The sequence below is a fragment of the Rahnella inusitata genome (assembly GCF_018288855.1).
In the GTDB taxonomy this organism is placed as follows: domain Bacteria; phylum Pseudomonadota; class Gammaproteobacteria; order Enterobacterales; family Enterobacteriaceae; genus Rahnella; species Rahnella inusitata.
In genome coordinates, this window is sequence record NZ_CP065024.1 from 2109232 (window position 1) to 2129179 (window position 19948).

The window sequence follows — 19948 nt, forward strand, 5'->3', positions numbered from 1 at the left end:
GAAACCCCCTTAGCCGTAATTCATTGAGCTGCGCGCCGCAGAACGCTGGCGGCGCATGTAATCTTCAAATAAACGCATTGCCTCGGCGGCGACGTCCTTCGCACTTTGTCCGGACGCAGCGTAGATGTTGAAGGTAGGAGCGGCAGCAGGAGCCTGATTACGCATCAGCGCCGCCGTATCCCGACGCCCCGTGACGCTCACCGGACCACGTACCAGCTCCGCGCCGTTCTCTCCGACAATGCCGACTTCACCAGCGGCAATGTCGCCGCCTTTATCGAACATGCCCGCATAGCCGTAAGCTTCGCCGCCGGTGCCGTAAAACTGCGCAGGGGAAGAAAGCCCTTCCGCCGGTTTCGGCAGGCTATTGCTGACGCTCACCGAAATGGTTTTATCGCCGTCCGATTTCATCCAGTCCGGCAGGAAATCGGTCATGCTGGAAAGCTTGTCTTTCAGCGCCTGCCACTTCGCGGCAATTCCGTCCATCAGCGCGGTGATCATATTGCTGCCCGCCTCTTTAAATTTGCCTGGCAGGCTTTTCACCACGTCGAAAATCTTCTGCCCAAAAGACTTGAGGAAATTGATATAGGCCGCAAACCCCGCTTTTGCCCCGTCTTTAATGCCCGTCCAGACCGCTGCGAACTTATCTGATAATCCCTGCACACCGGTAACGATGCTGTTCCAGGTGCCGGTCAGCCAGTCGGTGATGGTTGCCCAGGCTTCGGTCGTCCAGGCGGCAATCGCGTCCCACATCTTTTTAAACTTCGGCTCCAGCGTGCTCCAGTTCGCCCAGATATAAATCGCCGCCATCGCGATCAGTGCGACCACGGCCAGCAGCGGGTTTGCCATCGCGGCGCGTCCCATCCACAGCAGCGCGGTGCCCACGCCTTTCAGTGCCATGCCGATATAGCCCAGACCTTTCACGACCGGACCGACCACCACGCCCAGCACGCCGAGGCCGACAATCAGGCTCGTCACCGCCAGCGCTGACTTAACGATAGTGCCGGTCAGCTTCGGGTTGGCTTTCACCCATTTGCCCACGCTGCCGAGCCAGTCAGTCGCGGATTGCGTCAACTTTCGCAGGCTGGAGTCCTGTTTATCAAAGGTCTCGATCTGCAAATCCTCAAACGCGGACTGCATGTTTTTCAGGTCGCCGTCGAGGTTATCGGTCTGCACCTTCGCGACCGACGCCGCCGATCCCCGCGAGTTTTCCAGCGCGGTTTTCTTTTCGGTCAGCCTGCCGTTGCCTGCGGCCTCCACCAGCTTCACCGCGCCTTTCATCGCCTCTTCACCGAAGATCACTTTCAGGTATTCGGCCTGCTGCGCCGTCCCGAGCTTGTTCCTTTTGAATGAGGCGTTGATGTCGGTGAGGATTTTCTGAATAGGCAGCATGTTGCCTTTCTTATCCCGCGTGCTGATCCCCAGCTCCTTCAGCGCCGCCGGTGACTGCCCCGTCGGTGCCTGCAACCGGCTAAACATCGCGCTGGCACCGGTGCCCGCCATACTGCCTTTGATGCCGTTATCCGCCAGCACGCCGAGCATCGCGGTAGTGTCTTCGATACTGGCACCCGCTGCCTGGGCGATAGGTGCCACGTATTTCATCGCCTCGCCCAGCTCAATCAGGTTGGTGTTCGAGCTGGTAAACCCTTTGGTCATCACGTCAGAGACGCGCTTAATCTGATCCATCGGGATGTTGAACGCCGACTGCATGTTAGTGACGATGTCGGCGGCGTCGGCGATATCAATCCCCGAAGCCAGCGACAGGTTCACCGTGGATTCGGTTGAGCTGAGAATGGAGTCGGCGTTATAGCCGGATCGGGCAAGTACGCCCTGCGTGCGCGCAACGTCCATCGGAGAAAATGCCGTACTTCCGCCGATATCGCGCGCCTGCTGCCGGATAGCCGCCAGCTTTTTGTCGGTTTTATCCAGCCCGAGGATCGCCTGTGTGCCGGACATCTCTTTATCAAAAGTGATGCCTGGGGCGATAAATTTCCCCTCTGCATACAGCGCCGCCGAGCCCACGCCCATCGCTACCGCGCCGTTATTTCGGATAGTGTCGCCTGCGCGCTGGGTTGCCTGAAAACGCCTGCGGCTGTTGTCCCGCCGCTGCTGCTGCCGGTTCAGCCGTGCCAACTCCTCCCGCTGACGGGCAAGCGTGGCGTTCGCCTCCTGCGAGCTGGCTCGTAACCGGCGCTGCTCGGCGGCGAGGTTCCGCGTGGAAATCCCCGCCGACTCCAGCGCGCCGCGCTGACGTTGCACAGAGTTGCGCAGACTGTTTTCTTTGGCCTGCAACTCGCTTGCGGCGCGCTTCGCTGCCTCCATCAGCCGCGTCTGCTTAGCCGTCGGGTTCGCGGTATTGGCAAACGCCTGCGACAGCCGGCTGGCTTCCTCTTTGGCTTTTTTCAGGCTGGCACGGGTGACGGCCAGCTGCGCGCTCGCCTTGCGAAAGCCGTCGATTTGCGACGCCTGCGCGTTGAGATTTCTCAGGGTGTCCTGCGTGTTGCGGATGTTTCCGCTGAGTGCTTTACTGGCTTTTTCCACCGAGCGGAAAGGGCGCGACGCCCGATCCACGGCGTTCAGCAGCACCTGCAATCGTAAATTACTCACTTTCGGCTCCGCTACGCAGTAACGCGCGACGCCGCCAGCCGATAATCTCGGTCAGCGACATCGCAAAGAGTTCCGAGGGCTGCCAGTGAAACACCGCCGCAATGTCAGCCATCAGGTCGTCAACTATCAAAGAGGCGGGCAGTTTTACTGTTCCGATTTCGGCGATAAAAAACCGACCACCTTGCTCGCCAGGGCGATCAGGTCGGGCAGGCAAAGCGCGTTGCACTCCTGTTTGGTGAGGATCGGTAGCGTGATGCGCGGCAGCACCGTCACCAGCGCGTCAACGTCCGCATTCGACAAGGAGGCAAGGCCGATGCCGCGCAGATGACCGGCGTTTGGCTTGATGATTTCAACCTGGCTAATCACCATCTCGCCACGGGTGATCGGTTCTTCCAGGGTAATGACGTTTTCGTTTTCGATAGCGGCTTCATTAATCTGTTTCATAACATTCTCTTAAATCGTAAGGGGTATAGCAGCGCCGCGAACCAGCGCCGCTCAGGTGTTACAGGCCGATGTTTTTGCGATGCTCCGCCAGGCGGTCGGTGCCGTTGACGATTTCCACCATGTTCACGGTGTCCACCTCGATCACGTCCTGCCCGTTGATGCTCAGTTTGAAATAGGTGCACTGGGTGGACACTTTGGTTTCGGTGTCTTCGCCCTGTTTGTACTCGCCAAAATCAATCTCTTTGTGACGCCCGCGCATCACGACCTCCACCGCGAGCGTCTCGCCGGTGTCGTCCTGCTGGAAGGAACCGGCAAAGCGCAGCGGCGTAGCGTCAACCGCCCCCCACTGCTGGAGCACCAGCGTATCCAACCCGCCCATCGTCCATTCCAGGGTCAGCGCGTCATCGTCCAGCCCGAAGTCAATCGGCGCGGCACCGGTCATGCCGCCGCCGCGATAGTTCTCCAGCTTGCGGGTGAGTTTTGGCAGCGTCAGCGCGCTGACCATGCCGAGGTAGCTGTTCCCGTCGTTAAACAGGTTCAGGTATTTCAGTTTTTTAGGCAGTGCCATGGTTTAGCGCCTCTTAGCTGTTAACGGACGTGGCGAACGTCGCCAGGTACTGATCGGTGATGCGCTGACGCAGGGTTAAATCTTCCAGCGGCGGCACCGGCGTATAGTCGTAATCAATGAACAGCTTGCCCGCTTTCAGGGTTTCGACGGTGTTGGCTTCGGGGTCATACCAGCAGTTACCGTCGATGATCAGACCGGCGGTTTTCATTTCGCGCAGTTTGGCGTTAATGCCCGCGATCATGTCTTTGATAAGCGTCGGGGTGACGGGTTTGTCTGATGCCCATAGATGCCCCTCCGCCATGGTGTCCGCCAGCACCTGCGCGGTGCGGGTGTAGTTCTCAAACAGGAACAGCGGATCGTCAGAGCAGGTGCGCTGCCCCCAGAATTTAAAGCCGCCTTTGCGGATAAGGGTAGTGACGCACGCCTGGTTCAGTAGGTCGGCGTCGGTGCCGGTGGTCTGCAAATCCCAGTAGACGCTGGCTGAGAGGCCAGTGACGCCGTTGATGCCGACGTTTGACAGGGTTTTATGCCAGCCGGTTTCGGTGTCGATTTTGGCACGCAGGCCGAGGGCATAGGCGGTGGCGGGCGCGATGTCGCTGGCGTTCGTGGTAGTGTTCCAGGCGACGAAATCCGGCCAGACAACCATCAGCTCACGCTGGCTGAAATTCTCGCGGTACTTGATGGCATCGGACACGGTCTTGCAGCCGTAGGCGCTGACGTAACCGAAGGCGCGCAGCTGCTGACAGACGGCACCGAGCGCCGTCGCGACGTCCAGATTATCCAGACCAGGCACGCCGAGGATGCGCGGCTTCACGCCGAGTTCGGTTTGGGCAGACAGCAGGGCTTTCATGCCGGTATACATGCCGGTGGCGTCGGTGCCGCCGATGATGTTGGAGGTGGTTTCCGCCTCGGTGTCACATTCGGCAACGCGCACGACAACGACGACGGGTTTCGCCTGGTTGGCGATTGCCATCAGGGATGAACGCAGCGTGCCGGTTTTTCCAGCCTTACCGGCGGCGGTCAGTACGTTGGTAATGAGCACCGGCGTATCGAGCGGGAACGCGTCGGCGTCCGCATCTTCTGCGGTGCAGACCATCCCGATGATGGCGGTGGAAACGGTGGAGATAACGCGGGTGCCGTCGTTGATTTCAACAACGCGCACGCCGTGATGATAATCAGCCATGGTGTTTTTTCCTGTGATTGGGGTGAGGTCAATCATCGCGTGTTGTGTACGCGCAGGCACGGCGGGCGGGGTGTGTGGGGAATGGCACAACGTGGTGAAGACCAGATACAAAAAAGCCCCTCGAGGGGGCAGTGGTCAATAGATTTGAAAAGCGGGGGGAGTTAATTCTCCAACCCCAATTTTTCAGCCAGCCGGTGCAGAGCGCAAACGGACATTACGCCCTCAGCGGCTTGTGAAAATGCCGCCCAGTTCGCCGCGATAAATCCCGCAACCATCTCGGCTTCTTCCTGGTTTAATTCCATTTCATCCTCCTAAAAAGTCTGGGGATATCCTTAGACATATGCGGGACATGTTCAAATAGTTACTACTGATCAATTATCCGTAATTGATCGTTTTCAGCGATCAATTTACTCAGGTACAGCAGGCCAGTCGATATCCGGCGCAGCGGCTAAATCCAGCCGGTTTAGTGCAACGCGGTATTGCTTCCAGGCTTTCAGGCTTGCCAGTTCATCGTCGGTGGCATCGTCAACATCAACCGCATCCTGTAGCGGAGCAATGGCGGCGGCGGCCTGACTGAGCAACGTGCTTTTTTGCAGTGCTGCAACCTCAATCGCTGGTTGCACAAATTTCATGAACTCGCCGTTCTCATAGCGGTAAGGGTGATCGCTGACATCTTCGGGCAACGCTTCCGGGCTGATTTCGTAAATGCTCACGCCTTCCGATAAAGTGAGAAAGTTCGGGTTATCCGCCCAGGTAGAAATAAATCCGTCTGCACCAACGGCAATGAAACAGCTTTCACCCTGCCATTTTTCATCTCGCAGTTTGTACCAGTCCTGACCCGTTTCATCTTCAAAATAAAGCACGGGAAGGGGGATGCCCTCTTCTAAAACCTGCTTAGAGATTGTGATATTTTTGAATGTGATCATCTTAGTTACCCACCTGTCGCCAGCTTCCACTGGCCGATCTAATCATTAACGCGCGGTAGTATTTGCCCATCATTCGGCAGTCGCCTAAATCCGTTCGGATGTTTAACCCCGTCATGAAACAACCCGTCGGCGCTTCCCATACCTGCTGAGCAGTCCAGCCCGCATTCTCCAGCGCTTGACTACCGCGCTGCACGTCATAAACAAAGCGAGAGTCTGACCAGTTGCGATCCGCAAGATAAACCACAGCGTCACTTGCCTCATGCCGCATATAGGGATTGGCCACGTTTCCGCTCGCAAATCCGGCAGTTTTGACGCTATCACGCGCAATATAATGCGCATTACTTTCAGTCTTAGAATAAGCGTCAACAAAAGGCGGTTTGTTCTGCGTTGTGTAAACCTCCCCCATATCAGAGGCGTCTACCTGAATTTTTACCTTCGCACCCGTCCAGCCGATATAGATTTTATTCGTACCCATACCGACACCGCCGCCTTGCTGAACGCTGGCATGATTCCCAACATTCCCAAGCCCGACACTCGAGTTGGAGAGAGTGATGTCTTTTGTACCGTCAAAGGCCACACCGGCAATTTTGCGGGCGGTGGCGAGTTTAGTCGCTGCTACGGCAGTGCCGCCCGATGACAGTGCGCCGACGTTTCCTGCGCTGATACTGATATCTTTTGTGCCATCAAATGCCACCCCGGCAATCTTGCGTGACTCCGCGAGCTTTGTCGCAGCAGCAGCCGTTCCTTCAGCAGGTAATGCGCCTACGGCGTCGGCACTGGGTGGGTTATTGGTGTAGTAAAGCTCTCCCATTTGGATGCTATCCACTTGAGCCAATAACTTTTTGCCGCTCCATCCAATACGGATCGTGTTGCTCGACATTCCGGTTCCGCCACCTTGCTGGACAGCGCCAACATTAGCGGCGGTGAGGCTGATGTCCTTTGTGCCATCAAATGCCACTCCGGCAATCTTTCTGGCAGTGGCTAATTTTGTTGCCGCTGCCGCTGTACCACCGGAAGGGAGCGCCCCCACGTCTTCGGCAGTGGGCTTGTTGGACTCATCATAAACGCCGGTATATTCACCCCACTTTCCGGCACTTTTTGCGCGATGATACATCCTGCTAACGGAGCTACCGCCTGCACGCCAGGCGATTTGCTTCGCTGAATTATTATCATATCCAGCATGAATAACTTCGGCATGCGTCCCCGCCACGGGGGCGTTATCGGCTCCTTTAGGGAGCAGATAAAAACCATTAGCATCGATGGCGTTTGCATCCTGGACGCTTTTTCCGTAACTGCCGACCCCAAAATCACCCGGTGCTAAAGCGCCCACATCAGTGGAGGTAATATTGATGTCTTTAGTGCCATCGAACGCCAAACCTGCAATCTTCCGAGCGGTTGCAAGCTTAGTTGCAGCGACCGCAGTCCCGCCGGAAGGCAGTCGCCCGTTGGCGTTGTCGTTGGCGGCCTTCACTGCTTTTGGTGTGGCAGCCAGTGCTTCGCTGGTACTGCTGACCAGGCTGCTCAGCTGGACAAACCCCTTTGCCGTCGTGGTGCCGTCTGGATGATTGCGCGATTTCTCATGCGCGGCCAGCAGGTCATTCACATACTGTTCCGTTGCCATAATCACCGAGTCGTCGATCAGCAGGCTGATCGCTTCGGTATTGCTGACCGCAATGACCATACGCAACGTCTGCGTGCGGCCTGAACCTTCCGCCAGCGTCGGTTTATAGGTGTCGGCCATGTTGCAGACGGCAATCAGCGCGCCGTCGCTGCTGAACAGCCCCATTTCGCGCATCCAGAAGCCGCCGACGCTGGCAGAGAGCACAGCTTCGGCAATCACCCAGTTTCCGTGCGACGGATCAAGCTTCAATGAGTTGAGCGGCGTGCGGTAGACCTCTTTCACCAGTTTGGTCTGTGAGGCAACAGGCGTTGTTGGCTTGCCGTCGCCGTCGCCGACGGCCAGCTGCGTGATGTTGATGTCAGTCCCCGCCGCAATGGCCGCCGCGATGCGCGCCTGGCCGAGCGTGGTGACAACGGATTTAAATGTGCTCATATCGTCCTCTTATGCGGGGTAAACGGTCAGCAGCTCGCCGACGTACTGCGCTGCGCCAATGTAAACGTCGCCTTTAATATCCTGGGTAATGGTCAGCCCGATCAGATGACGGCTTGCGGGTTTGGCGTCGGCTATCAGCCGCTCCATCTCTAAATACATTTCTTCGGTGATGCCGGTTTCCAGCACGCCGATATCCAGGCGAAACGTTCCTGGTTCGTCGTTGGTTTCCCACCACTCGGTCACGTTAATCAGGTAGCCGAGCGGCTCCACCACGCGGCGAATAGCACCAATGGTTCCCTTATGGCAGTGAATGAACCAGGCCGACTGAATTACGCGCCGCTTAGTGGCAACCGGCCAGTTTTCATCCCAGCGGTCAACCGACAGCGCCCAGGCCAGATAGGGCAAGAACTTCACCGGACAGGCCAGCGGATCCCAGAGCTGCCGCAGCGGCACCGGCACGTTTTCAAGCGCGGCGCAGGCGTCGGCGGCGGCCACCTCCAGCGCGGATGAACCGACGGGCAGCAGGCGATCACTCATCGTAGCCACCCACTTTTAAGGTGTAGGCGGTGCAGAATGACGCCTGGGTTTTATCCAGCTCGATGTCGGCCTTCGGGCTTTTCAGCTCCACCCGCTGGACGCCCTCAACGTGCAGCGCGGCGTATATAGCCGACAGCCGGATGTCGCGGCCTAGCCGGTGCTGCGCGGTGGTGTAGGCGATAAGCTTCGCTTCGGCGGCTTCGCGGATGGGTTCGGCTTCGGGACCAGGGAACAGGTACAGCACGGCATCAATGGTGTAATTCACGACGGTTGCGGACTGGACGGTCACGCGGTCGGCCACGGGGCGCACGTTTTCATCGTTGAGCGCGGCCTGTACTTTCGCCAGAAGGTCGGCGGGAGCTGTGCCGTTGCCGGTCTGTGCCAGTACGGAAATCGTCACGCAGGCGGGCGAGGGACTTACCACCGAAATGTCCGCCACGCGCCCGTCGGCAGAGCGCCCGTGATACTCATACGCGCCGACCGGACCGGCCACACTCAGCCCTTCAAACGCCTGCTGTGCGCGGATACGAAAATCGGCGTCGCTTTCCATCACAGCCGCCACGGCGGGCACGCTGGCGGTATCCGCAGGCGTGATGGTCAGGCGTTCCACGCTGAACGTCGCCGCGATGTTATCCAGGTCTGCGCCGGTGGCGTAGGCCAGCATGACGGCCTGCGCCGCCTCGTTAACCCGCTGACGCAGGATCACTTCGCGGTAGGCATTCTCCTCCAGCAGCTTCACAATCGGCTCAGACTCCAGCGTCAGCGTGCGGGCGATGGCGGCCTGCTGGTCTTCGGGGTAAAGCGATGCCAGCGTGGCTTTACGCTCCGCCAGCAGAATTTCATAATCCAGCACCTCCACCACGTCGGGGGCGGGTAACTGGCTGAGATCAATCGTTGCCATAAGTCAGCTCACTGGAAGGGTTAAGGAAATGGCGGCAGAGGTGTCTTTGCGGGTGCCGGTGAGTTCAACCACGGCTTTGCCGTCGTAGGTGGTTTCAAAGGTGATGCCGGTCAGGCTGACGCGCGGTTCCCATTTCAGGATCGCGCTGTAGCACGCCGCCATAATTTGCAGCCGCAGCGCCGCGTTCTGCGGGCGGTCAGTCAGCTCAGACAGCAGAGAACCATAGTCGCGGCGCATGACGCGGGAACCGACGGGCGTGCGCAGAATATCGCTGACCGACTGCTGGATGTGCGCAAGGTCTTCGACGCCGCACCCTGAATCGTGAGCCATGCCGATATATTTTGCGTTACTCATGAGGGAGCCTGCGTTTTGCCGCCGCCCGTCTGGACGCCGCTATGTTTATGGGTGTGAACAACGATGCCGTTTGACGTGATGCTGCCGCCTGAATGGGTGAGGTTGCCGGTCATGGTGCCGCCCTTTTTTATCTCTATGGTGGCGGTGGTGAGTTTGTTAGTGCAGACCACCTCCGGCGTGTCGAGCGTGATGCGGGTTGTCGCCGTGCAGGTGATTAGTGGGGCGGTGACAGCCACCTTATCGGCAGCGTTCACCGTGGCTGATTTAATGCCGGTTGCCAGCAGCGCGCCGGTTTTGGGTTCGTACTCGATCACCGCGCCGTCAGGGAAAGTAACGTGTACGGCATCCGCCGAGGCGGACGGGGCGGGAAATTCATCAGAGAAAATGCCGGGCATCACAAAGGCGGTGTCCAGCTCGCCGCCCAGGCAGAACAGCAGAACCTGTTCACCGGCGGACGGTGCCCACCAGGAACGGGAACGCCCCGCGCGGGAGGTCAGCCAATGCAGCCAGTCGGTGACGTTGCCGCCGGTGTTCACGCGACAGGTGCCCGCAACTAAATCCACCTCGGCAACGGTGCCAATGCGGATCAGATTGCGCAGCAGGCGCGGAATGTCGTTGTTGGGGATGGATGTATTCATGCTGGAAAGGATGCCGGTTAATCAGTTAATCAGGCAATTGACTGAGATTGTGTCCGAGATGGCACAACGGATCCAATCTGATAAAGGGAGATGTAAGAGGTTGTGTTTTATTTGGCGTGTGGAAAACTATGAATTATTTGGAGGAATGTTGAGATGTCTAAATATATTTTTCTCAGATACAATAAAAACCATTTGAGCGGGGGGAATTAAGCCCTCGCTCAAAATCTACTCACACTTCTATTTCTTATCAGTTATTGCATCAATTCCTTTAATGGAGAATTTCTTCGTAGGCGTTGGATTGTAAAGTGGTGAGCGAAAATATGGGCCATCTCTAACTATTACAGCCGTGTCAATAAGGTCTTCTATTGCTTTTTCTAAGCCAGTTTCTAAATATGCAATAGAATCATCGCCTACAGGATAACCTGGAGTTACTGTTTGACATACAACCGTTGGGTGTCCTATAAAATTTAGATATTCGTGAAAGACTTCCTTTGGTAGGCACATCCCGAACTCACGCCAAGCATATTTTTTACCCCAGTAATAACCTCCTTGGGCTGTATGAATAACTCTAGTGTCGTTTTTATCTTTGTTTATATCATGATTATTTAGAGCTTCATGTTGAGCCACTGCATAACTTAAATATTTATTTATTACAGATGTTTTTGATATACAGTCAGTATCAACGATATTTTTACCATCAATGACTTCATAACCAATATTATATCTCTCCCCTTCAACGATATAATTCCCAGCGTTGGCTTCAAACTCATATATAGTATTCGTCGTTGATGGTGAAAAGCTGTGATTAAACCTGCCGCCACCTATGCTTGTAACAGTATAGTTTCTAGCGATTAAATCTGGCGTTGTGAGTAGTGATCGTGATTTCATATTAAAATTTCCATATAAGATAGTTCTTGAGTCTGAGGTTTCATTATTAAAAACCCAAAACCAATGGTTTTAACTTTGGGAAAAATAAAGAGGCTATTAGTTATTCATGATGTTTTAAAATGTTTCATGAATTATATTTTTTACACCATTTCATATTTAATTACAAATGATAAATTATAAATAATTAACCTTTCACTGTTAACTATTACAATTTAAATAGTTAACGGTGAAAGGTATTTTCAAAATTATCATTGTTAGAGTTTAGGTGGATCAATACACGTAAGTAATCATGGAGCAATGGATTAAGTGTTCAGAAGAAAGTACTCATAAAGTGAGAATATTCAATAGCTCTAATTTAATGATATTTAAGGCCTTAGCATCCAAACCTAACAGCGGACGCGCCGGATAATGCATTTCTTTTGCACGGACAGACGGGCGATCCCGCAGCCCGTACTGATGCACCTTCGCCATACGCTGAACCTGCCCGGTGAATTCCACCACCGCGTCCCTGTCCGTACCTTTGGCCTTCATGTATTTAACCGTGCGCAGTTTGGCGAACATCTCCCGTTTAATGCGGCCTTTCTTTGCCCGCAACGGCTGCGGGCGTCGCGGGGTGAACGGCTGCCCTTCCGGCGTAACCTGCCGCTTGATGCGCTGCTGCTGATGTTTACGCAGCTGCTTTGCAATGGTCGCCGCCACCGCCTTCCGACTTTGGGGTGACAGGGCGGCAATTAGCCCCGCCAGGCGGGTATCAAACGCGGTCAGCTCACTCATTCCATTGGCTCACTAACTCGCCGTGCAGATACAGTTCACGCGGCCTTTCCACCGGCTCCGGCAGCGGCGGCTCAGGAAAATGCTCCACGTGCAGACCGGCATCAATCTGTTTCACAATCACGCGCTCGGTAAGCTGTACATGGATAGCGATGTCATAACCGCCATCGTTGAGCATATCGGCGGTGAATTTAAAGCCGGTTTGTTGCTTTTCCGGCGTCGCCATGATGTCCGGCTGATGCTCACGCAGCCAGGCCAGAATGGGCACCACGATCAGATCGCTGTCCTGGGTAAAGTCGGTGATCAACAGTTCGACCTGATACTGATATTCAAACGACAGCGAACTGGCTAACGTGGTAACGATGCGCCCGTTATCCACAAACATCCGCAGCTGGTCAGGGCTGGTTTGCAGCACCGGCACGGCGTCAGTTAAGGCTTTTCGTAGCTGTGCGGGTTTTAACACGGTGTTCCTCCTGGCATTGTTTGACCGCTTCCACCTGGAGGCCGCAGGCTGTCAGCGCGGCCTCCAGGTTTCTGACATCACTGCTTAAATCGCCGTTAGTGACGGGTGAGCTTGCCGGTATCGGGCAGCTCGTCACCGCCGGACAGCCAACGTAAATAATCTGCGGCGCTGGCAAAGGCGGGACGGGCGTGCATCCGGCCAATGCCGTCAGGCAGGCGAGCGCTATACCAATCACGCATTTCCTGATTTTCATTGAGTAACCTTTGAATTGTGTATTCCCGATCCCGCGCCCGCTGACCGGCCTGCGTGAGCTGCGCACGCAGGCTTTGTTCCTGGCGTTCCCGCGTCACGGCGTTTTCATTCAGGCGGTGAATAGCGTTGTCGCGGCTTTCAATACCGGCGGACAGCGTGCCGATAATACGCTGCGCCTGGTCTGACTTATCAGTCAGGCCGCCGATACGCCAGGTTTGCAGCCCCGCCAGTGCGCAGGCACTCAGCAGTAAAACAATCATCAACCGCATCAGACACCCCGCAGGCAGTAGGCCAGCTCATTCGCGCGGCGGCGTTCCAGGCCGGTGACGCGCACGCCGTTCACAAACACCCAGCGCGGCAGCTGTTCGCAGGCTTTTCGCCATTCCCCCTTGTTGATGAAAAACGCCAGGGTGGATTTACACGCCGCCGTCACGCCGACGTTAAACGCAAAGGACACCACGGCGTCATACACCGGCTGCGGCATGGCAACCGGCATACAGCGCGCAATGCCTTTCTCCACCCGCATCACATCTTCCACCAGATTCACGGCGGCCTGACGTTCGCTGATTTGGGTCTGCGGCTTCACACCTGCGGTGTGCCCGATGCCGTTTGTCCAGACGCCCGCGCTGCACTGATAGGCGGACAGGCGGCAGCCTTCGGCATCGGCAATCAGTGCCAGACCGGCGGCGGAGGTTTTCAACGTCGGCGTTTGCGGCAGCAGCGCGGCAATCGCAAGTACTGCGGCGACGGTGCAGCGTCTAACGATTGATGGCTGCATTTATGTCTCCTCTGACGCCCATAGCTTTCAGCAGGCGGTAAGTTTTGCGCCGGTAGTACCAGTTCACCAGGAAGGTCGCGACGCCGACGGCGGCACCGACTAAAAAGGCAATATCCTGCGGCGACATTGCGCCGAGCCACGCAAGAAAGGCCGCGACGCAATAACAAATAAACGAGGTGATGCGCTCCATGGTCATCAGTCCCAAAGTGAGACGGTTTCGCTGACTGCGGCCTGAGTAATATCCGGCAGCTCTACCGCGTAGCCATGGGGCAAAATTGCCCCGCGAGCGGCTAAGCCAACGTTAGCCGCGTAAACCTGTTCCATCACCGATTCGGTGCGCCCGTAGTAACGCCAGCAGAGCGAATCCACGGTGTCGCCCTGTTCGGCATAGACTTTCATCAGAGCAGCCCGATCACACAGTGCGACACGCCAGCAACATCGCTGATCGCATTGCGGCCATCACGCCACAGTTCATCAACCGTACTTTCGACAATCTCCGCCTTTTTACTGCCAGCATCGGTGGTATCACTGTTCGGATATCGTTCCGCAAGAATGGCTGCCGTAATGGATGAAACCGCCCGCAGGTAGGCACAGACTTTGATACTTTCGTCATCAATCTGGTCAGCCGGCACATCAGCGAGAGTTTTGTATCCCTGTGCCAGCTGTGCGACGCGGTAGTTGTAAAGCTCAGCGTTCACTTCGGTCAGCGCGTACTTAATCACGGCGCGCAGCCGTTTGGCGGTCACTGTTCCTTCCAGGCGCAGCGTGTCGCGTAACTCCACCGGATTGATATCCGGCCAGAAGTGCGTGTTTTTAATCGCGGGTTCCGTCGCGGCGTCCGGCTTTGGTGCAGGTACAACAAGAGACATAGTGACCTCTGAATAGGGGACGGTGGACGCCAGCGTTGAACGAGGTCACAGACCTGTCGCGGCTGGCGTGCCGTCCGGCGCGGGGCGCGTGCTGTTTAGCTGCTGGCAGCCTTTTTGATGGCTGACTCCAACCGCTCAATATCCTTTTTAACGCCGCAGTTGCTGTTCAGCTGGAAGGCGCGTTTCAGGTGTTGCAGGGCGAGCGGCAGTTTCTCCGCGTCGCGATACAGGTAGCCGGTGATTTTGTGCAGCTTGGCGCGCACCTGATCCGGCATATCCTGACTTTCAGTCAGTTCCATCGTGGTCATCAGTACATCAAGACTGACCGGCTCACCGGCAGCATGAGCGCGGGTGCTCATGTCGGCGATTTCCTCCGCCAGCGCATAACCGGCAGGACGTTTGCCGAACGGCATCGCCAGCTTGTAATGAAGCGCGTAGCGGGCGATTTCCAGCGCACCGGCGTAGTCACCGGCATCAATACGCCAGATCATGATCGTCATCAGGATAGCGTCCTGAGCACCTTTCCCTTCGGCGAGAACGCCTGCCACCCACGGCGCATATTCGGGCAGCATCTTGCGTTTGAGTTCTGCCTTTTTCTCAGCGGAGTAGGCTTTTTTCAGGGCTTTCTGGTCAGCATTAAGCTTTTGCAGCAGCAGTTCATAGCCGGTGGCATGACGCAGCAGGCTGGTATCCTGCTGCGCGGCTTCGATCGCTGACTGCCGCAACAAATGACGTCGGGCAGGGCTGGTCATGATTTACTCCTGAGCTGCCGGTGCGGTGGTCCCGGATGCAGTTTTGATGGCATCAACGATCGCCGAGGTGAATTTACTGAGTTCGGCCTTTTCAGCGGTGTCGTCTTCTTCGGCTGTCACTTCGATGTTCTCGATCAGACAGCCGCAGCCGTAATCTTCCACCACGTAATCCTCGTTAATGGATTCGTAGTTTTCGATGCGATCACGTTTTGGTACTTCCTCAACGTGGCGGCGGTGCGTGCCGTCCTGCCAGTAAATAGACAGGTTATCCAGGCGGGTGATCAGCATGGCGTTAGCAGGGAAGCCGGGCACACGCACGGCGGGCAGATTGCCGATGCGTTTCTGGCTGACAATCAGGTCGGCGGCCATCGCCTCAGTGTTCGGCTGTTGTTTGTTGATCAGCGGGAAATACTTATCCGCGAGCAGCTTGCGGCCACAGATAACCACCAGTTCGGTGTCGTCCTGATAGATCGGGTCGATCAGTTCATTCACCGCATCAAAGACCAGCGCGTCGAGGTTTTTGTATTCACCTTCGCCACCGACTTTCACCGCCTCATTGGTCACCGTACCGTCTTCGGCGACAATCATGCCCATCACTTTAGACGGGGCATTCAGGCGGTATTTTTGCAGCCAGCCCACACCGACATCCTGCAACAGCGGATTCTGAACGCGGTTAGACGTCGGTGCGCGGGAAATACCGTTAAAGCCGACAAGGATGCGATCCAATGCCTGACGCTTAATAATGGCGTCACGCAGGCGGGTCTGAAAATCGTTATATCGCGCCCACAAATCCAGCTTGCTGTACATCCAGTGGAAGTCGTAATTGGTTTTGGTGCAGTGGTAGCCTTCCTGATCCAGCTTGGTGAAATCAGCCGTTTCGCGCTCGTCACCCGCATCAGTGTTGGTGGTACTGGCAATCGTGCCGGTCACGCCGACGCCCACTTTCGCTCCCATCATTTCGTCCACCGGAATGATGTTGATGCGGGTCAGGAACTCTGAGGACTCCTGCAATCGGGTCATCAGCGTCTGCGTGACGGACGGCTCGACGTTAAATTTTTTATCCAGCGTGCCGATATCAACGTTGTTGAGCTTGGCGAGCTGGGAGAGGAACGCATTAAATTTAAAGCGCGTTTCTTTTTTCATGAGAGTTTCCTGAGAAATAAATTAATGTGTCGGATCAGCAGTCGGTGACTGTCTCGTCAGCGCCTGTGCCGCCGGTTGCGTGCGGACGCTGGTTAAAGTTCTGCGCCGGTGTCTGCGCAAGCTTGCCCTTCAATTCACTGAGAGCTTCATGTTCGGCAGCGGTGGATTTTTCCAGGGTATCGACGCGGCTCAGCAGGTCAGTCAGGCTGGTTTCATGCTTATCCAGTCCAGTCTGAGCGTATTGAGCAACTTCGCTGACGGCTTCATGAACATCGGCCAGGCGGGCATCGTCTGACGCCTGTTTACGTGAAAGCTTTTGTTTCACTAGGGCGAAAAGAGAAGGGGCAGTTTCCGGCGCATCTTCAAACTCAATCAGTGCTTCGCTTGCGACGGTGAAGAGGCTGTCCGGATCGGATTTACGACCGGCGAGCGGGTTCTGTTTTGCCGTACGGCTGAACTCCAGCATTTCAGTGCCGAGGCTTGCGGGGTCATCGGTGACGGCCAGACCGACCAGGTAGGATTTATTGGAGTTGGCGAAGTTACGTTTGATCTCCATCGAGGTGTAAACCTTTTGTCCGTCGCCGACCATCTGCGTTAAATCCGCGGTCGGGCTGATCATCGCGTACAACGCCCACTTGTCATGCAGCAGAGGTTCGGCCGCATCATCAATCTGTTCGGCTTTAAGTTGGATCACGTCGCCATAGCGGCGGAAATCACTGGTCGGTAAAACGCCTTTGATGTGCTCCAAATTGACGCGGGCGCCGTAGGCTTTCGCGCTGTATGTTTCCGCCATTTGCTTGATGTCGTTAGCATCAATTTCGCGGCCGTCGCAGGTGTCGCCTTCGACCCCGATACGGAACCATTTCGATACTTTCTTTGCCATGTGACTGACTCCGGTAATGAGTGTTGAGAACGGGAGTTAGTTTCCAGACAGTCACCGCGGGTCGCCAGTCGATGCGGGTTGTTGCCCGATGGCACAACGTGGGCAGCGCGAAAAACGGCTGTTCAGCCGGTAACGTGGCGGCATGAATATTTCAAACTCCACCATCATCAGCGACCCGCGCCGACAGGCGGCACTGCTTTACTGGCAGGGTTTTTCTGTGCGGCAAATCGGGGAGATGCTGAGCCAAAAAACGCCGACCGTGCAGAGCTGGAAAACTCGCGATCAGTGGGAGGCCATTGCGCCCATTTCTCGCGTGGAAACCAGCATGGAAGCGCGGCTGATCCAGCTCGTCATGAAAGATGTAAAGGAGGGGAAGGACTACAAAGAGATCGACCTGTTAGGACGACAGATTGAACGCCTGGCAAGGGTAAACCGTTACAACCACACCGGCAGCGAGGCTGATTTAAATCCGAACGTCGCGAATCGCAACAAGGGCGAACGCAAGGCACCCGAAAAGAATGTTTTCAGCGATGAGGCCATTGAGAAACTCGGTGACATCTTCATTGAAACATCCTTCGAGTATCAACGCGGATGGCATCAGGCCGGATTACAGCACCGTATCCGCAACATCCTCAAGTCCCGCCAGATTGGCGCAACCTTCTACTTTGCCCGGGAAGCGTTGATTGACGCGCTGACCACCGGCCGCAATCAGATTTTCCTGTCGGCCAGTAAAGCGCAGGCACACGTCTTTAAAAACTACATTATCGACTTTGCCCGACAGGTGGATGTCGATTTAAAAGGCGACCCGATTGTTCTGCCGAACGGCGCACGACTGATTTTCCTTGGCACCAACGTCCGCACCGCGCAGAGCTACACCGGCAATCTGTACCTGGACGAATACTTCTGGATCCCTAAGTTTCAGGAGCTGCGTAAAGTCGCCTCCGGTATGTCGCTGCATAAGAAATGGCGAAGCACCTACTTCTCCACGCCGTCCAGCCTGGCACACAGCGCCTATCCGTTCTGGTCGGGCGAACTGTTCAACAAAGGCCGTCGCAATAAAGCCGACAGGATTGACCTGGATCTCACGCACGCGCACCTGTCAAAAGGCGTGCTGTGCGAAGACGGTCAGTGGCGGCAGATTGTGACGGTGGAAGATGCATTGTCAGGCGGCTGCAATCTGTTCGACCTGGATCAATTGCAACTGGAATACAGCCCCGCCGAATATGAAAACCTGCTGATGTGTGAGTTCGTGGACGATCAGGCTTCTGTGTTCCCGTTCGCCGAGTTGCAGGGCTGCATGGTGGACAGCTTGGACGAGTGGGAAGACTTCGACCCCTACCTGAAACGACCGTTTGCCTATCGTCCCGTGTGGATTGGTTACGACCCGTCACATACCGGCGACAGCGCAGGCTGTGCAGTGATTGCTCCGCCGGTGGTTTCCGGCGGCAAGTTCCGCGTGCTCGAGCGTCACCAGTGGAAAGGCATGGACTTTGCCGCGCAGGCCAAAAGTATCGAGGAACTCACCAATCGTTATGCCGTGGAGTACATCGGCATTGATGCGACTGGCATCGGGCAGGGCGTATTCCAGCTTGTTCAGCAGTTCTTTCCGGCGGCGCGTGAGATCCGTTACAGCCCCGAGGTGAAAACCGCGCTGGTACTTAAGGCGAAAGACACCATCAGCTCCGGCCGCCTTGAGTATGACACCGGCCATACCGACATCACCGCGTCGTTTATGGCGATCCGCAAAACAATGACCGCCAGCGGCAACCGTTCAACCTACGAAGCCAGCCGCAGTGAAGAGGCCAGCCACGCCGACGTCGCGTGGGCAATCATGCACGCCCTGTTAAACGAACCGCTGACCGCCGCCAATGGCGGACAAAGCCCGAACATTCTGGAGTTCTACTAAATGAGCAAGCGCAAAAACCGTAAAGCCACGCAGACCACCACCACCGAAAACCAGCAGGGCGCAGAGATATTCAGCTTCGGTGATCCGACGCCGGTTTTAGACCGCCGCGAGATTCTGGATTATATCGAATGCACTGGCAACGGCCGCTGGTATGAGCCGCCGGTCAGTTTCGACGGCCTTGCCCGCAGCCTTCGCGCCGCCGTTCATCACAGCTCCCCGATTTACGTGAAGCGCAATATCCTCGCTTCGACATTTATCCCGCATCCGTTGCTGAGCCAGCAGGAGTTCAGCAAATTTGCTCTGGACTATCTGGTCTTCGGAAATGCGTATCTGGAACTGATCCGCAACCAGCTCGGCGAACCTTTGCGATTTGAGGCCGTACCAGCTAAGTATATGCGTCGCGGAGTGGAAGAGGGGACGTACTGGTTTGTGCAGGGATGGAAAGAGCCGCATCAGTTCGCAGCAGGCAGCATCTTCCATCTTATCGAACCGGACATTAACCAGGAGATTTACGGGCTGCCTGAATATCTGAGCGCGCTTAACTCTGCCTGGCTAAACGAGGCCGCCACGTTGTTCCGCCGCAAGTATTACCAAAACGGCGCGCACGCAGGTTACATCCTGTATATGACCGACGCCGCCCAGAGCAGCAGTGATATCGATTCAATGCGTAAGGCAATGCGGGACACAAAAGGCCTGGGCAACTTCCGCAATCTGTTCATGTACGCGCCGAACGGCAAGAAAGACGGCATCCAGATCCTGCCGCTGAGTGAAGTCGCTACCAAAGATGATTTCTTCAATATAAAAAAATCCAGCCGTGATGACCTTCTGAGCGCGCACCGCGTTCCGCCGCAGATGATGGGGATTATTCCTGATAATGCTGGAGGGTTTGGGGATGTAGAGAAGGCGGCGCAGGTATTCGTAAGGAACGAGCTGACGCCGCTGCAGGAGAGGATGAAGGAAGTCAAAAATCATACAGGTAGAGTGGTGTTGGAATTTAAATATTACTCTTTAGAACAACAAAATTTTTAAAAAATG

Annotated in this window: 26 protein-coding genes; 2 read left to right on the top strand and 24 right to left on the bottom strand. The window is 55.9% G+C overall.

The window, feature by feature from the left end; genetic code table 11:
• Positions 1–9 precede the first annotated feature (9 nt).
• The 24 genes from I2123_RS09900 to I2123_RS10010 all read right to left on the bottom strand — a co-directional run bounded on the left by I2123_RS09900 (position 10) and on the right by I2123_RS10010 (position 17007).
• Positions 10–2604: a phage tail tape measure protein gene (locus I2123_RS09900; RefSeq protein ID WP_213052323.1), complete on the bottom strand. Its 2595-nt coding sequence runs from the start codon at positions 2602–2604 to the stop codon at positions 10–12.
• Positions 2597–2716, bottom strand: a complete 120-nt coding sequence (locus tag I2123_RS09905) for a GpE family phage tail protein (RefSeq protein WP_120506653.1) — start codon at positions 2714–2716, stop codon at positions 2597–2599. Before I2123_RS09905 ends, I2123_RS09900 begins: the two co-directional genes overlap by 8 nt.
• 32 nt (positions 2717–2748) lie before the next feature.
• Positions 2749–3048 carry a phage tail assembly protein gene (locus I2123_RS09910; RefSeq protein WP_181955516.1) on the bottom strand — a complete coding sequence of 100 codons (300 nt, stop codon included), beginning with the start codon at positions 3046–3048 and terminating at the stop codon, positions 2749–2751.
• 58 nt (positions 3049–3106) lie between these two features.
• Entirely contained in the window at positions 3107–3616 is a 510-nt protein-coding gene (locus I2123_RS09915; protein ID WP_213052324.1) for a phage major tail tube protein, read from the bottom strand.
• Positions 3617–3629: 13 nt separating this feature from the next.
• Positions 3630–4799 carry a phage tail sheath protein gene (locus I2123_RS09920; protein WP_213052325.1) on the bottom strand — a complete coding sequence of 390 codons (1170 nt, stop codon included), beginning with the start codon at positions 4797–4799 and terminating at the stop codon, positions 3630–3632.
• A gap of 161 nt (positions 4800–4960) precedes the next feature.
• Positions 4961–5101 (bottom strand): hypothetical protein, encoded by a 141-nt coding sequence (locus tag I2123_RS09925; RefSeq protein ID WP_213052326.1) that lies wholly within the window; start codon positions 5099–5101, stop codon positions 4961–4963.
• A gap of 105 nt (positions 5102–5206) precedes the next feature.
• Positions 5207–5725, bottom strand: coding sequence for a tail fiber assembly protein (locus I2123_RS09930; protein ID WP_213052327.1), 519 nt, complete (start codon positions 5723–5725; stop codon positions 5207–5209).
• 1 nt (position 5726) lies between these two features.
• A complete protein-coding gene (locus I2123_RS09935; protein WP_213052328.1) occupies positions 5727–7778 on the bottom strand; it encodes a phage tail-collar fiber domain-containing protein in 2052 nt (683 codons plus the stop codon).
• A 9-nt stretch (positions 7779–7787) separates the two neighbouring features.
• The gene (locus tag I2123_RS09940; protein ID WP_213052329.1) at positions 7788–8315 is read right to left on the bottom strand and encodes a phage tail protein I; all 528 of its coding nucleotides are present in this window, start codon (positions 8313–8315) and stop codon (positions 7788–7790) included.
• Entirely contained in the window at positions 8308–9216 is a 909-nt protein-coding gene (locus I2123_RS09945; RefSeq protein WP_213052330.1) for a baseplate assembly protein, read from the bottom strand. Before I2123_RS09945 ends, I2123_RS09940 begins: the two co-directional genes overlap by 8 nt.
• Positions 9217–9219: 3 nt before the next feature.
• The gene (locus I2123_RS09950; protein WP_213052331.1) at positions 9220–9570 is read right to left on the bottom strand and encodes a GPW/gp25 family protein; all 351 of its coding nucleotides are present in this window, start codon (positions 9568–9570) and stop codon (positions 9220–9222) included.
• Positions 9567–10208 (bottom strand): phage baseplate assembly protein V, encoded by a 642-nt coding sequence (locus tag I2123_RS09955; protein WP_213052332.1) that lies wholly within the window; start codon positions 10206–10208, stop codon positions 9567–9569. Before I2123_RS09955 ends, I2123_RS09950 begins: the two co-directional genes overlap by 4 nt.
• A gap of 237 nt (positions 10209–10445) precedes the next feature.
• Complete coding sequence (locus tag I2123_RS09960; protein ID WP_213052333.1) at positions 10446–11096, bottom strand: hypothetical protein; 651 nt, start codon at positions 11094–11096, stop codon at positions 10446–10448.
• 324 nt (positions 11097–11420) lie between these two features.
• Positions 11421–11870, bottom strand: coding sequence for a phage virion morphogenesis protein (locus I2123_RS09965; protein ID WP_213052334.1), 450 nt, complete (start codon positions 11868–11870; stop codon positions 11421–11423).
• The gene (locus I2123_RS09970; protein WP_213052335.1) at positions 11863–12330 is read right to left on the bottom strand and encodes a phage tail protein; all 468 of its coding nucleotides are present in this window, start codon (positions 12328–12330) and stop codon (positions 11863–11865) included. Before I2123_RS09970 ends, I2123_RS09965 begins: the two co-directional genes overlap by 8 nt.
• On the bottom strand, positions 12293–12532 hold the full coding sequence (gene lysC, locus I2123_RS09975) for an Rz1-like lysis system protein LysC (RefSeq protein WP_244879903.1): 240 nt from the start codon (positions 12530–12532) through the stop codon (positions 12293–12295). The genes I2123_RS09970 and lysC overlap by 38 nt, the downstream gene beginning before the upstream one ends.
• Positions 12426–12851 carry an Rz-like lysis system protein LysB gene (lysB, locus tag I2123_RS25450; RefSeq protein WP_120161727.1) on the bottom strand — a complete coding sequence of 142 codons (426 nt, stop codon included), beginning with the start codon at positions 12849–12851 and terminating at the stop codon, positions 12426–12428. The genes lysC and lysB overlap by 107 nt, the downstream gene beginning before the upstream one ends.
• Complete coding sequence (locus tag I2123_RS09980) at positions 12851–13360, bottom strand: lysozyme (protein ID WP_213052337.1); 510 nt, start codon at positions 13358–13360, stop codon at positions 12851–12853. The genes lysB and I2123_RS09980 overlap by 1 nt, the downstream gene beginning before the upstream one ends.
• On the bottom strand, positions 13341–13550 hold the full coding sequence (locus I2123_RS09985; RefSeq protein WP_047609759.1) for a phage holin: 210 nt from the start codon (positions 13548–13550) through the stop codon (positions 13341–13343). Before I2123_RS09985 ends, I2123_RS09980 begins: the two co-directional genes overlap by 20 nt.
• A gap of 5 nt (positions 13551–13555) precedes the next feature.
• Positions 13556–13759 (bottom strand): tail protein X, encoded by a 204-nt coding sequence (locus I2123_RS09990; RefSeq protein WP_113876574.1) that lies wholly within the window; start codon positions 13757–13759, stop codon positions 13556–13558.
• Positions 13759–14229 carry a head completion/stabilization protein gene (locus I2123_RS09995; protein WP_047609579.1) on the bottom strand — a complete coding sequence of 157 codons (471 nt, stop codon included), beginning with the start codon at positions 14227–14229 and terminating at the stop codon, positions 13759–13761. The genes I2123_RS09990 and I2123_RS09995 overlap by 1 nt, the downstream gene beginning before the upstream one ends.
• A gap of 95 nt (positions 14230–14324) precedes the next feature.
• A complete protein-coding gene (locus tag I2123_RS10000) occupies positions 14325–14981 on the bottom strand; it encodes a phage terminase small subunit (protein WP_131694540.1) in 657 nt (218 codons plus the stop codon).
• Between the two features lie 3 nt (positions 14982–14984).
• On the bottom strand, positions 14985–16124 hold the full coding sequence (locus I2123_RS10005; protein ID WP_213052338.1) for a phage major capsid protein, P2 family: 1140 nt from the start codon (positions 16122–16124) through the stop codon (positions 14985–14987).
• Positions 16125–16158: 34 nt separating this feature from the next.
• Positions 16159–17007, bottom strand: a complete 849-nt coding sequence (locus I2123_RS10010; protein ID WP_213052339.1) for a GPO family capsid scaffolding protein — start codon at positions 17005–17007, stop codon at positions 16159–16161.
• A 142-nt stretch (positions 17008–17149) separates the two neighbouring features.
• Between I2123_RS10010 and I2123_RS10015 the strand changes: the two genes are divergently transcribed.
• Complete coding sequence (locus tag I2123_RS10015; protein WP_213052340.1) at positions 17150–18913, top strand: terminase ATPase subunit family protein; 1764 nt, start codon at positions 17150–17152, stop codon at positions 18911–18913.
• Positions 18914–19942, top strand: coding sequence for a phage portal protein (locus I2123_RS10020; RefSeq protein WP_213052341.1), 1029 nt, complete (start codon positions 18914–18916; stop codon positions 19940–19942).
• Positions 19943–19948 lie beyond the last annotated feature (6 nt).